The sequence below is a fragment of the Ruegeria sp. YKSF57 genome, from assembly GCF_059612585.1.
Map to the genome: position 1 here is coordinate 25,338 of NZ_JBXWQW010000043.1, position 11,802 is coordinate 37,139.

Sequence of the window (11,802 nt, forward strand, 5' to 3'; positions counted from 1 at the left end):
AAATCCCCCAGGGTTTCGACAAAAGGAAAAGTTCCGGTGGCTTACGCCTCCAGAACCTCCCAGCGTTTCGTCTTCGATTTCGGCGCGCATTCGATGATGCGGACTGTGTCGCCGACCTTGAAGGCGTTCTTTTCGTCGTGAGCCCGGTATTTCTTGGACTTACGAACGGTTTTGTGCAGCAGCGGGTGCTTGAAGCGGCGCTCGACCAGAACGGTCACGGTCTGTTCGTTGGCGTCGCTGGTCACGGTGCCTTGCAGGATACGCTTGGGCATCTGATTACTCCTCGGATGCCGCGGCAGCGGCCTTTTCGTTCAGAATGGTCTTGACGCGGGCAGCGTTGCGGCGGGCCGCTTTGATGCCGGCAGTGCTTTCCAGCTGACCGGTTGCCTGTTGAAAGCGCAGGTTGAAGCTTTCTTTCTTCAGGTTGGCCAGTTCCTCGCGGAGCTGGTCCGGGGTCTTGTTACGTAGTTCCTGGGCGTTCATCGCCTTTTTCCTTTGCTCAAAACACCAGAAGGCCCCGTACACGGGTCACCTTGGACCTGGTGGATGAATGACAGACATACGAATCCCCCGACTCGGCCGGGGGACACGCAGGATGCCGCTCTATAGGGGGTTCGGGGGTGGGTGGCAAGGGAAAGTTTGGAAAGAAATTGCGCAGAAAATGCCTCTTTCACGGCCGTTCTTTACATCAGGCCCAAATGCTTCGCAATCGTGGCGCTGTCATAATAATCCCGACCTTCGACAACCTTCCCATCCTTGACCCGCATGACAGAGCAATAGCGCACTTCGTATCGCTTGCCCGTGGGCTGGAAATCGCCAAGGCTGGAATGCAGCACGCCGGTGTGGGTTCCGGTGTTGTGAAATTCGACAATTGCCCATTCGCCGCAGTCGCTGACGATGACATTGTCGACGATGCATTCGCCGTCCGGAAAGGCCTTGCGCCAGCGCAGGTAATCCTCTTTGTACGCCGCCTTGCCCGGTTGCGTTTCGCCGCGGGCGACATCCTCGAACCGGCAATCATCCGCGATCACCTCGGCACCGCGGTCGGGATCACGCATCCCCCAGCTTTCGTGGAATTGGCGGACGACGCGTTCAGCCTCTTTCATCTCTGTCACTCCTCTGATTGCCCGAGCATAGCAGAAGACCGAGGTGGACGCTTGTACATTGCCTGTTTCCGGTTGACCGGATACCAACAGGGAAAATCGAATTCCAAACCGCATTGACAATTCTTCCGCAAAAGCCATCGGAATTGCAGGCGGGTGACGACGAATTTGAGAGAGGGCGTGCCGTGAGATATCTTAAACTGCTGGGTCTGATTGCCGTGTTTGCGGTTTTGGCCGCCTGCTCGCGCCCCCCGGAACTGATCGGTGTCGACAATCCCGAGAACCCGGTTGCATCTGTTGGCAGCGCCAGAAAGCATCAGGTTTTCATCGCCTCGACCCGTCAGGCGTCGGAGGTTGTCGGAGCGCTTTATTCGGACAAACGCGCGCCGGAACTGGGGCTGGCCTCGGTCGAGGTGTCAATCCCCCCGATCCATCAGACCGGCAATCTTGAACGCGCCAAGCGGTTGCCGCCCGACCCGCGAACGGAGTTCGCGATCATCGACCCCAAGATCTATGGCTCGGATGATGCGTTCATTCGCGCCGTGAACGCAGAGCTTGCGAAGCTGCCCGCAGGCAGGCGCGATGTCCTGTTCTTTGTCCATGGCTATAACAACACCACCAGCGATGCGGTTCTGCGCCTTGCCCAGTTTGTCGAAGATTCAGATTATGTCGGCGTTCCGGTTCTGTTTGACTGGGCCTCTGCCGCGAAAATCACCAAATATGTCTATGACCTGAACAGCGCGCTGATCGCACGCCCCAAGGTCGAAGAGATCGGCTCGATCCTGTCGCGGACCAATGCCGACGGATACGATATCTTTGCCCATTCCATGGGAGCCTTTCTGACCATGGAGGCCATCGTGGACGCGGCAAAGCGGGGCAGGCTGAACCATACCAGGCGGCTAAAGACCGTGACCCTGGCGTCGCCCGATATCGACATGGATCTGTTCCGGATTCAACTGCAGGAAATCGGCCATCTGGACGAGGACATTTTTGTGTTGCTGTCCAAGGATGACAGCGCGCTGAACTTCTCGCGCAGACTGGCGGGTGGGGTGCCGCGCGTCGGGGCCAGCAACAGCGAAGAGCTGGCCGAGCTTGGGGTCGTTGCAATCGACCTGACGGAGATCGACGACTCGACCTCGGGCAGCCATTCGAAATTCGCCGGATCGCCGGAGATCGTGCAACTGCTGGGCACCGGGCTGAACAACCACGGCCAGTTTGACCGCGCGACGCGGGTGTCCAATCTGGGAGAGATGCTGGCCGGTATACCGGTCACGATTGTGTTCGATTGACGGTGCATGCGCGACCCCGGACCGCGTGGCGGCAGGGGCGATTTATTTCACCAGACCCTGCGTTGTGGCAACACGCGTGAGGACATCCAGCATATCCACGGCCTGCTGCGGCGTCAGCCTGCCGTGACCGGTCAGGAACGTTGCGATGTCGCGCCCGGTATACCGCCCCGTCAGCGCGCCATTGTCGATGATCAGGTGACCGCGCACAAGTTCCACCGCCGTTGCGTGGCAAATCCGGCATTTTTCCATGAACGCACCGCCCGAATTGCGCACCTGCCGGAAATGCGCCAGCAAGGCCTCTGCCTCGTCCGGTGACAGACCGCCATGCCCGGACATCAGATAGGCCGCGACCGGACGTCCCGACCGGGCGCCGGTCAGCACGCCGCCGGACTCGCCAAGCCCATCCCACACGAAATCGCCGGCATGTGGGGCGTGGCATCTTGCGCAGCTTTCTTCGTAAATGCGGTGCGGGTCCAGCCCCTGCCCCATCGCGCCGGTCGCGCCTGCGACCAGTGCCGCCAGAACCAACGTGACAAAGCCCAGCATGGCGTGTGTCCGATCAAATCAGTTGTGCTGCACGCCCACCCGACTCATCTTGCCGGGCCGATGCATTGGCGCAAAGTCTAACGTGATCCGGCACGGACGTGCTTGATCCTGATCAATCGACGGGAGCTTGGAACTGCCTAGTCCCAGCGATAGTTGAAGCTGACGCTGATGCGTTCATCCTCGGCCATGTTCATCGGCACTTCGTGACGCAGCCAGCTTTCCCACAGCAGGACATCGCCCACCTGCGGTTTCATGTAGATGAAGGGCTGCAACTCGCGCCGCGCCTCCTTGCGGCGGACCGGGGCGGCCATCATGCGGCCTGAACGCGGGTCTTCGAGTTTCAAAGCACTGGCGCCTTGCGGCATCGAGACATAGGTGGTGCCGGAGATCACCGAATGCGGGTGCAGGTGGCTGGCATGCATCCCGCCCTGCGGCAGGATGTTGATCCACAGGTCCTCGAGCTTGAGTTCGCGGTCATCCAGATCGAATTCCAGATCCGCTGCAAAGGCCGCGACGTGCTGATCCAGCACCCTGACCAGATCGGCGAAGATCGGGAAGCGCCAGGGCAGATCGGTCAGCGACGCATAGGAGGTATAGCCGGGATAGCCGTTTTGTTCGCACCAGTCATGGCCGGCGTCGTCGTCTTCGGCGATGACAAGGCAGGAGTTCTCCAGCTCCTCCGGGTCGATCCGGGGGGCGAATTCCGACAAGGCGGCGCGGTAGAGACGGGTGACGAAGAGCGATTCAATCTGGGCCATGACGCCCTCTTATCCCAGCTCTGCCCGGTGATCGAGAGGCAAATGGGGCGCTTTCGCGAGCGCGTCAATATTGACAGGCAAACGCCTTGCACCCGAAAATGGTGGCTGACGGGGGGTGTCGGGAATGGAGTACCAGACACGACAAGCGGCCTTGCTAGGCTGGATAAGCCGGGCGCCGCCCGGGTCATCCAGCGAGATGGTGCGCGCGTACGGGTTGGCCCGTGCCGGGTTTCCGATCGGGGTGTTTTCCCACGGGTCGTTCATCCTTCTGTTCTGGTTCGCCGATCAGCCGGTGATGGCGGTTTTCAACATTTTTTCCACCCTGCTCATCGGCATCGGATGTTGGGCCGCCCTGACCCTGCGGGACATCAAATGGCTCACCCTGCTGACGTTTCTGGTCGAGATCCCCACCCACGCGGCGCTCTGCACCTACTATATGGGGCTGGCGCCGTTCTTTGTGAGCTATCTGTTCATGCCCACGCTGCTGTTTCCCATGTTGCCCTACGGACGGCCGCGTGGCCGGCTGGTGGGCAGCGTGATCAGTGCGATGGCATTCGTCGCCATCGGGATATATGGAACCCTGTCCCAACCCGCGCGCCCGCTGGCGGACGGCTGGACCATGTTCTTTTTCATATTCAACACGGCACCGATCATTCCGATGCTCGGTGTGTTCGCGGCGATTTACGCAACCGCCGCCGCGCGCGCCGAAAAAGAGCTGGAACGGGAATACGAGCGGGCCGAGACCCTTTTGCTGAACATTCTGCCCGAGCCCATTGCCGCGCGCCTTAAGAACGATCCGCACCTGATCGCCGACGAACATCCAAGTGTATCGGTGCTGTTTGCCGATATCGTCAATTTCACCGAAACCTCGGACAAGCTGTCGCCGCCCGAAATCGTGCGCACCCTGAACGCCGCGTTTTCCCGATTTGATGCGCTGGTCGAAAAGCACGGTTGCGAGAAGATCAAGACAATCGGCGACGCCTATATGGTGGTCGCGGGTCTGCCGGAGCCGCGTGAAGATCACGCACAGGCCATGGTGGCGCTGGCGCTCGACATGATCGACGCGGCGCAGGAGATCAACGATTCAGGCGACTTCCCGTTCAACATGCGCATTGGCATCAGTTCGGGGCCGGTCGTGGCCGGTGTGATCGGTGAACGGAAGTTTGCCTATGATCTGTGGGGCGACACCGTGAACGTGGCCTCGCGCATGGAATCGCATGGCCAGCCCGGCATCATCCAGATCACCGAGGCGACCCGAGCCTGTCTGGGCGAGGCCGTGAAGGTTGATCCGTTGGGTGATGTGGAGATCAAGGGCAAAGGCCGGATGCAGACATTCGCGGTGTCACGGTAAGTCGGAGGCAATTCATGAGTCTTGCCAAGTCCAACTGGCGATCGCGCTATTTGACGTTTCAAACTCAGTTCATGTCCTTCCAACAAATGAAGATCTGATCCCGCACTTTAGAATATACGGAGCGATGTTTTGTCTCGGACTTGCCTGTATGGGTCGCCAACAACTCCACTGCGGCATCAACCTGGGCTCGATCACGAAATGACATCGTAACGAAGAATTCGTGATCTCGCTCACTGTCACTGTCCATGATAGTGTCACTGTCTCGCTGGCCGATCGGTGATGTTTTCTCAACCAAGCCGATACTTTGCATATACGCTATAAAATCCATGTATTCGGATTTGAAGTCCGGCATGGTTACGCCGTTTTTCAGATTAAAGCATGTCAGCATGTGAAACATGATTGCCCCCTATGATTGCAACGTCATCATCATATCATAGGTAGCGAAAGCGATAGACAGCTGAGAGCTAGTGGTTCAGCAAGTCCGGCCAGAAGCCATCTGCCTTCTGGATGTTTTCATCGATATCGCTGGCCCAGATGCGCCGCACCCGTGGGCTGTAGTTGAGGTACAGCTTGTCGTTCCAGATCCGCCATGCAAACGGATCGACATCGGCCACGGCGTTCAGGCTGGCAGCATAGGCACAATATCCGCCGTATTGCGGCGCGTACTTGTCGGGATCGGTCAGAAATTCCCGCCGGTTACCTTCGCTCAGAAAAACCCATGTGGCATCTTTGTATTCGGTGGATATTTCGGGATCGCCCTTTTGCGGGTTGCCGCCGTTCCAAAAGGTCATGACGTCATAGCCGTTCATCGCCAGACCGTTGAAATGGCCCAGGTTGATTTCTGGCGACGCGGCCCAAAGCCTTGGTGCCGAGAACGCCCAAAGCAATGAAACCAACAACAAGATGACGGCGCTGCGAGATATTTGCTGGATGCGGTAAATCATGGTTTTCCTCGCCGGTTGGTCCCGGACCTGACGATGATAACCATGACCGTCGCGATTTTGCCAGCAAGGTGCCGTCAGGAGATCGAGTTGCGCAGGTACCTGGCGCCCAAAAAGGAAAAACCCTGCCGGTTTCCCGGCAGGGTCAATTCGTAACAGATCGGGCCTTTGCCCTGATCTTACCAGTCTTCGCGAACCACGACGCGGGTCTTGATCGGCAGCTTCATCGCGGCCAGGCGCAGGGCCTCGCGAGCGATGTCGTCATTGACACCGTCGATCTCGAACATCACACGGCCCGGCTTGACCTTGGCTGCCCAGAAATCCACCGAGCCTTTACCTTTACCCATACGGACTTCGGTCGGCTTGGAGGTTACCGGGGTATCCGGGAAGATCCGGATCCAGACACGGCCCTGACGTTTCATGTGACGGGTCATGGCACGACGTGCAGCTTCGATCTGGCGTGCGGTTACACGCTCGGGCTCGAGAGCTTTGAGACCGTAGGTGCCAAAGTTCAGATCAGAGCCGCCCTTGGCTTCGCCCTTGATCCGGCCTTTGAACATCTTGCGGAATTTTGTGCGCTTTGGTTGAAGCATCTCAAATCCTCCTTAGCGACGACCGCCACCAGCACCACGAGGTGCAGGGCCGTCCTGGAGTTCCTGTGCTTTACGGTCACGTGCCTGCGGATCGTGTTCCATGATCTCACCTTTGAAGATCCAGACCTTGATTCCGATGATCCCGTAAGGGGTCGAAGCTTCGGCAAGTGCGTAATCGATGTCGGCACGCAGCGTGTGCAGCGGAACGCGACCTTCGCGGTACCATTCGGTCCGTGCGATTTCGGCACCACCCAGACGACCGGCGACGTTCACCCGGATACCCAGGGCGCCCATGCGCATGGCGTTCTGCACGGCCCGTTTCATCGCGCGGCGGAACGAGACGCGGCGCTCGAGCTGCTGAGCGATCGACTCGGCAACCAGCTGCGCGTCAAGCTCGGGCTTGCGCACTTCGACGATGTTCAGGTGCAGTTCGCTGTCGGTCATCGCCGCCAGTTTCTTGCGCAGAACCTCGATGTCGGCGCCTTTCTTGCCGATGATGACACCCGGACGTGCGGTGTGGATCGTGACGCGGCACTTCTTGTGCGGGCGTTCGATGATCACACGGGCCACGCCGGCCTGCTTGCACTCTTTCTGGATGAATTCGCGGATCTTGAGGTCTTCCAGCAGAAGATCGCCGTAGTCCTTGGTATCTGCGTACCAGCGGCTGTCCCAGGTGCGGTTGACCTGAAGGCGCATGCCGATCGGATTGACTTTATGTCCCATTAGGCTTGCTCCTCAACTTGACGCACCTTGATGGTGATCTCCGAGAACGGCTTCATGATCTTGCCGTAACGGCCACGGGCGCGCGGGCGACCGCGTTTCATGACCAGGTTCTTGCCCACATAGGCCTCGGCGACGATCAGTTCATCGACGTCCAGGTTGTGGTTGTTCTCGGCGTTGGCGATGGCGGACTGAAGGCATTTCTTCACATCCTGCGCGACACGCTTGTTCGAGAAAGTCAGGTCGGTCAGGGCCTTCTCGACTTTCTTGCCGCGGATCATCGCTGCAACCAGGTTCAGTTTCTGCGGGCTGGTCCGAAGCATGCGGGTTTTCGCCATTGCTTCGTTTTCGGCCACGCGGCGGGGGTTCTTTTCCTTGCCCATGACTTACTTCCGCTTCGCTTTTTTGTCAGCGGCATGGCCATAATAGGTGCGGGTCGGCGAGTATTCACCGAACTTCTGACCGATCATGTCTTCCGAGACGTTGACGGGGATATGTTTCTGGCCGTTGTACACACCAAAGGTCAGACCCACGAACTGGGGCAGGATGGTGGAACGACGCGACCAGATCTTGATGACTTCGTTGCGGCCCGATTCACGCGCAGCTTCGGCTTTTTTCAGCACGTAAGCGTCGACGAAAGGACCCTTCCAAACAGAGCGAGACATGGATTAACGTCCCTTCTTCTTGGCGTGCCGCGAGCGGATGATCAGCTTCTGGGACGCTTTGTTCTTGTTGCGGGTACGCTTACCCTTGGTGTCCTTGCCCCATGGGGTTACCGGTGTACGGCCACCCGAGGTGCGGCCCTCACCACCACCGTGCGGGTGGTCGATCGGGTTCATGGCGACACCGCGAACCGACGGACGGATGCCCTTGTGGCGCATGCGGCCGGCTTTGCCGTAGTTCTGGTTGCTGTTGTCGGGGTTGGACACGGCACCGACGGTGGCCATGCATTCCTGACGGACCATGCGCAGTTCGCCCGAGCTCAGACGGATCTGGGCATAGCCGCCATCGCGGCCAACGAACTGAGCGTAAGTACCGGCGGCACGTGCGATCTGACCGCCCTTGCCGGGCTTCATCTCGATGTTGTGGACAATGGTACCAATCGGCATGCCCGAGAACGGCATTGCGTTGCCGGGCTTGATGTCGGCCTTGGCGGATGCCACGACCTGATCACCAACGGCAAGACGCTGCGGAGCGAGGATATAGGCCTGCTCGCCGTCTGCGTATTTGATCAGCGCGATGAACGCGGTCCGGTTCGGGTCATATTCGATCCGCTCGACGGTTGCCGCGACATCAAATTTGTTCCGTTTGAAGTCAACGATCCGGTAGAGACGCTTTGCGCCACCGCCGCGGCGGCGTGAAGTGATCCGTCCGGTGTTGTTCCGGCCGCCCGATTTGGTCAAACCCTCTGTGAGAGACTTGACCGGACGTCCTTTCCAAAGCTCCGAACGGTCGATCAGCACCAGCCCGCGCTGGCCCGGCGTCGTCGGCTTGTACGACTTGAGTGCCATGCTTTCTGTCTTCCGTTTAGCAAGTGCAGGGATGTTCCCCGCTATGTGATAGGCCCCCGTAGGTGCCAAGGGTATAGGGCCCCGAAGGTCCCCGGTTTCAAATATCAGAGGCCCCGGAACGAATCCGAGGCCGCAAGATTGGGAGCATGTAGCAGTGTTGGGGATGGGTGTCTATAGGCTAAGCAATCGGTACTTTGCGCTAACTCGATTTTTTACTCGCCTTTTTCGCCGCTTTTTTAGCCTCAGTGATCACTTTTGGTCGCGAGTCTTCTAAGGCAGCTTCATATCTTTCCATCTGCATCGCCATTAGGGAACCCGGAAGTGAGAAAGACGCTAAGAACACAAAAGTTGCCAGACCAAGAAAAACGGCCTGCAACCACTTAAGCAAATCAACCATACAGGAAGGAGTAAGATACATTGCCAACGCTATCCCGAGCGTCAAAAGGTACAAAAAGAACAGGAGCTTCTGACGGAACAGCTTTCGCCGGACGGTCTTCTTCATTTTTTGCAGTTCTTCCCAATCTTTAGCCTGCTGCAAAGTCGGCTCAGCTATGAAAGTGATCACCGCAATCAGAAAACCTGCGAGGATAGAGAAGATAGTGACGACGGTATTCACCGCGTCAGGATTGTTAGAAACCATCGGTTGGAAACGAATGCCTACAAACGCGGCAACGCCGAGCGCGCCGATCAGCTTAACTAGCCTCAACCAATCTGTTTGCTTCAACCAACCCACGCTATGCCTCTAACTGGCCGCTCTCCTCAAGTTCTGCCATGTAAATCTCCATCGCATCCCAAGCCTGATAAACGCTCACGGAATTTGCGGCAGCTTCCAACCTAACCTCTTTCCTAACCGAAACCTCGTTGGGCTTAATCGTCCCGCCACCATCTCGAAGATGAATTACAAATCCTTCGGCCTCTTCATCTTCCATCAATTCGCCTGCAAAGTCATCTAAGCCATGTTTCGCGCTCTCCAAGTCGCCTTTGGGAACACTAATCGAAACTTTAACTGAGCCTTTTTCGGCATTTCGCAACTGCTCTACGGAGTCATCCTTCGCTGTCACCGCGCTTAGAGTTTCGCCTATTTTTCTCTTTATTGAATGCCAGTACCCTTGCCCGCCTTCGTCGTCTATCAACTCGACGGAGGCTGCATCAGAAATATCGACCGCCAAATCGACGGACTTAACCCCGAATTTTTCGATAATCGCCAACTTGTCGGGACTGCCAATTCGCGCCAGTTCGAATTGTCTGGTCCCATCCGGAAAACCCGCTTTTCGAAACAGCTGTTGGAAAAAGATACGGAGCGAACCGGCGTTGCGCCCACAGTTCATACAAAGAACATGGTTCCCACGAATTAACGCCATCAAATCCGAGTTAAGGAAGTTCTCACCTGGCTCGGGGGGCCGCTCGCCGATCTCTACTTCCGGGGCTGGTAGCGTTGGGATCGTACCAACACCCTGTCCGTCAATGTAACGACCGCAATGCACGGCAAATCCATTTCCTAGACAGTCACGAGATCTCAAGCCAGATGTCGACCTATCATCACTATATGTAATCGTGCGCTCAGCTTGAGTGCCAAATTGTTCCCAAGCCTGTCGAGCCAACTGCTCCAAATTATGGCTGTCATCCAAAAAACGTGCGCGTCGGTACTCCAGTACCTTCTTTTGCCTTGCCAAATCCGTTGCCCTTCAATTTGTGTTTCGCGCGTTAGATGCGCGAAACTTATCGCGTGCTAATGAACCATAGGTTGATTTGATGTCAAGGTGACACAAAAAAACCCCCGCTTTCGCGAGGGCTTTTATCTCTCTCCAAAGACAGGTTCGGTCAGAGACCGGTGGACACGTCGATGGTGTTACCCTCTTCCAGGGTCACATAGGCTTTTTTGACGTCTTTCCGACGACCCAGCTGGCCGCGGAACCGCTTGACCTTGCCTTTGGTCACGGTGGTGTTCACCGCCTTGACCTTCACACCAAACAGCGCCTCGACGGCCTCTTTGATCTGCGGCTTGTTGCTGTCGATCGCCACTTCAAAGACAACCGCGCCATTCTCAGATGCCATGGTCGACTTTTCGGTGATGATCGGCTTGCGGATCACGTCGTAATGTTCTGCCTTGGCACTCATTTCAGTCGAGCCTCCAGTGCTTCGACAGCCGCTTTGGTGAGCACCAGGGTGTCACGCTTGAGGATGTCATAGACGTTTGCGCCCATCGACGGCAGGATATCCAGGCCTTCGATGTTGCGGGCTGCGCGGGCGAACCCTTCGTTCACGGTGGCGCCGTCGATGACCAGAGCGCGCTTCCAGCCCAGGTTTGCAACCTGCTTGGCCAGAGCGGCGGTCTTGCCCTCGGATGCGGCGTCTTCGATCACGACCAGTTCACCTGCCTTGGCTTTGGCCGACAGAGCGTGGCGCAGGCCAAGCTTGCGGAACTTCTTGGGCAGGTCGTGGCCGTGCGAACGCGGGGTCGGACCCTTGTAGATGCCACCCTTGCGGAAGATCGGCGCGTTGCGGTCACCATGGCGTGCGCCACCGGTGCCCTTCTGGCGATAGATCTTCTTGGTCGAGTAGCTGGTTTCCGAGCGGGTCTTGACCTTGTGGGTGCCGGCCTGCGCGTTGTTGCGCTGCCAACGGACCACACGGTGCAGGATGTCCGCGCGCGGCTCCAGGCCGAACAGGTCTTCGGACAGTTCGATGTCGCCTGCCTTGCCGCCGTCCAGTTTGATTACATCAAGTTTCATGCTTCACCACCTTCCGCGGGCGCTTCTTCCGCCGGTGCTTCGGTTGCGGCACCTTTCAGCGCAGCCGGGAACGGCAGGCCTTCGGGCGCTTTCTTCTTGACGGCGTCCTTGACGGTGACCCAGCCCGACTTCGGGCCCGGAACGGCACCCTTGATGAAGACGAGGCCGCGCTCGGCATCGGTTTTCACCACTTCGAGGTTCTGGGTGGTAACACGGGCAGCACCCATGTGACCGGCCATCTTCTTGCCTTTGAACACC

At 57.9% G+C, this 11,802-nt stretch carries 18 protein-coding genes and 1 pseudogene; 2 read left to right on the forward strand and 17 right to left on the reverse strand.

Going from position 1 to position 11,802, the window contains the following annotated elements:
- Window positions 1–41: 41 nt before the first annotated feature.
- From rpsQ to AC2FLX_RS17025, 3 genes are all read right to left on the reverse strand, one after another.
- On the reverse strand, window positions 42–272 hold the full coding sequence (gene rpsQ, locus AC2FLX_RS17015; RefSeq protein ID WP_171179753.1) for a 30S ribosomal protein S17: 231 nt from the start codon (window positions 270–272) through the stop codon (window positions 42–44).
- Between the two features lie 4 nt (window positions 273–276).
- Window positions 277–483: a 50S ribosomal protein L29 gene (gene rpmC, locus AC2FLX_RS17020; protein WP_480750416.1), complete on the reverse strand. Its 207-nt coding sequence runs from the start codon at window positions 481–483 to the stop codon at window positions 277–279.
- A gap of 200 nt (window positions 484–683) precedes the next feature.
- Entirely contained in the window at window positions 684–1,106 is a 423-nt protein-coding gene (locus AC2FLX_RS17025) for an ester cyclase (RefSeq protein WP_480750417.1), read from the reverse strand.
- 182 nt (window positions 1,107–1,288) lie between these two features.
- Here AC2FLX_RS17025 and AC2FLX_RS17030 point away from each other — a divergent pair, with 182 nt between their 5' ends.
- Complete coding sequence (locus tag AC2FLX_RS17030; protein WP_480750418.1) at window positions 1,289–2,392, forward strand: alpha/beta hydrolase; 1,104 nt, start codon at window positions 1,289–1,291, stop codon at window positions 2,390–2,392.
- A gap of 42 nt (window positions 2,393–2,434) precedes the next feature.
- Here the strand turns inward: AC2FLX_RS17030 and AC2FLX_RS17035 are convergent, their stop codons facing one another.
- Together AC2FLX_RS17035 and AC2FLX_RS17040 are read right to left on the reverse strand one after the other, a co-directional pair.
- Window positions 2,435–2,938, reverse strand: a complete 504-nt coding sequence (locus AC2FLX_RS17035) for a hypothetical protein (protein WP_496811371.1) — start codon at window positions 2,936–2,938, stop codon at window positions 2,435–2,437.
- Between the two features lie 137 nt (window positions 2,939–3,075).
- Window positions 3,076–3,696, reverse strand: a complete 621-nt coding sequence (locus AC2FLX_RS17040) for a 2OG-Fe(II) oxygenase family protein (protein ID WP_496807243.1) — start codon at window positions 3,694–3,696, stop codon at window positions 3,076–3,078.
- A gap of 124 nt (window positions 3,697–3,820) precedes the next feature.
- Between AC2FLX_RS17040 and AC2FLX_RS17045 the strand changes: the two genes are divergently transcribed.
- On the forward strand, window positions 3,821–5,047 hold the full coding sequence (locus AC2FLX_RS17045; RefSeq protein WP_480750421.1) for an adenylate/guanylate cyclase domain-containing protein: 1,227 nt from the start codon (window positions 3,821–3,823) through the stop codon (window positions 5,045–5,047).
- A 64-nt stretch (window positions 5,048–5,111) separates the two neighbouring features.
- On the opposite strand, the gene AC2FLX_RS17050 is transcribed toward AC2FLX_RS17045, so the two are convergent.
- The 12 genes and pseudogenes from AC2FLX_RS17050 to AC2FLX_RS17105 all read right to left on the reverse strand — a co-directional run.
- A complete protein-coding gene (locus AC2FLX_RS17050) occupies window positions 5,112–5,444 on the reverse strand; it encodes a DUF6614 family protein (RefSeq protein WP_496811372.1) in 333 nt (110 codons plus the stop codon).
- 67 nt (window positions 5,445–5,511) lie between these two features.
- Window positions 5,512–5,991 (reverse strand): YHS domain-containing (seleno)protein, encoded by a 480-nt coding sequence (locus AC2FLX_RS17055; RefSeq protein WP_496811373.1) that lies wholly within the window; start codon window positions 5,989–5,991, stop codon window positions 5,512–5,514.
- A gap of 176 nt (window positions 5,992–6,167) precedes the next feature.
- A complete protein-coding gene (gene rplP / locus AC2FLX_RS17060; protein WP_480750424.1) occupies window positions 6,168–6,581 on the reverse strand; it encodes a 50S ribosomal protein L16 in 414 nt (137 codons plus the stop codon).
- Window positions 6,582–6,593: 12 nt separating this feature from the next.
- Complete coding sequence (gene rpsC / locus AC2FLX_RS17065) at window positions 6,594–7,304, reverse strand: 30S ribosomal protein S3 (protein ID WP_480603196.1); 711 nt, start codon at window positions 7,302–7,304, stop codon at window positions 6,594–6,596.
- Window positions 7,304–7,684, reverse strand: a complete 381-nt coding sequence (gene rplV, locus AC2FLX_RS17070) for a 50S ribosomal protein L22 (protein WP_480750425.1) — start codon at window positions 7,682–7,684, stop codon at window positions 7,304–7,306. The genes rpsC and rplV overlap by 1 nt, the downstream gene beginning before the upstream one ends.
- A gap of 3 nt (window positions 7,685–7,687) precedes the next feature.
- Window positions 7,688–7,966 (reverse strand): 30S ribosomal protein S19, encoded by a 279-nt coding sequence (gene rpsS / locus AC2FLX_RS17075; protein WP_005980699.1) that lies wholly within the window; start codon window positions 7,964–7,966, stop codon window positions 7,688–7,690.
- A 3-nt stretch (window positions 7,967–7,969) separates the two neighbouring features.
- Window positions 7,970–8,812, reverse strand: a complete 843-nt coding sequence (rplB, locus tag AC2FLX_RS17080) for a 50S ribosomal protein L2 (protein ID WP_480750426.1) — start codon at window positions 8,810–8,812, stop codon at window positions 7,970–7,972.
- A 199-nt stretch (window positions 8,813–9,011) separates the two neighbouring features.
- The gene (locus tag AC2FLX_RS17085; RefSeq protein WP_496811374.1) at window positions 9,012–9,545 is read right to left on the reverse strand and encodes a hypothetical protein; all 534 of its coding nucleotides are present in this window, start codon (window positions 9,543–9,545) and stop codon (window positions 9,012–9,014) included.
- A gap of 1 nt (window position 9,546) precedes the next feature.
- Window positions 9,547–10,485: a hypothetical protein gene (locus tag AC2FLX_RS17090; protein WP_496811375.1), complete on the reverse strand. Its 939-nt coding sequence runs from the start codon at window positions 10,483–10,485 to the stop codon at window positions 9,547–9,549.
- A gap of 148 nt (window positions 10,486–10,633) precedes the next feature.
- Window positions 10,634–10,930: a 50S ribosomal protein L23 gene (locus AC2FLX_RS17095; protein WP_008757532.1), complete on the reverse strand. Its 297-nt coding sequence runs from the start codon at window positions 10,928–10,930 to the stop codon at window positions 10,634–10,636.
- The gene (gene rplD, locus AC2FLX_RS17100) at window positions 10,927–11,544 is read right to left on the reverse strand and encodes a 50S ribosomal protein L4 (RefSeq protein WP_480750430.1); all 618 of its coding nucleotides are present in this window, start codon (window positions 11,542–11,544) and stop codon (window positions 10,927–10,929) included. The genes AC2FLX_RS17095 and rplD overlap by 4 nt, the downstream gene beginning before the upstream one ends.
- Window positions 11,541–11,802: pseudogene (locus tag AC2FLX_RS17105) on the reverse strand (50S ribosomal protein L3); the annotation flags it as partial. The pseudogene AC2FLX_RS17105 and the gene rplD, both read right to left, overlap by 4 nt.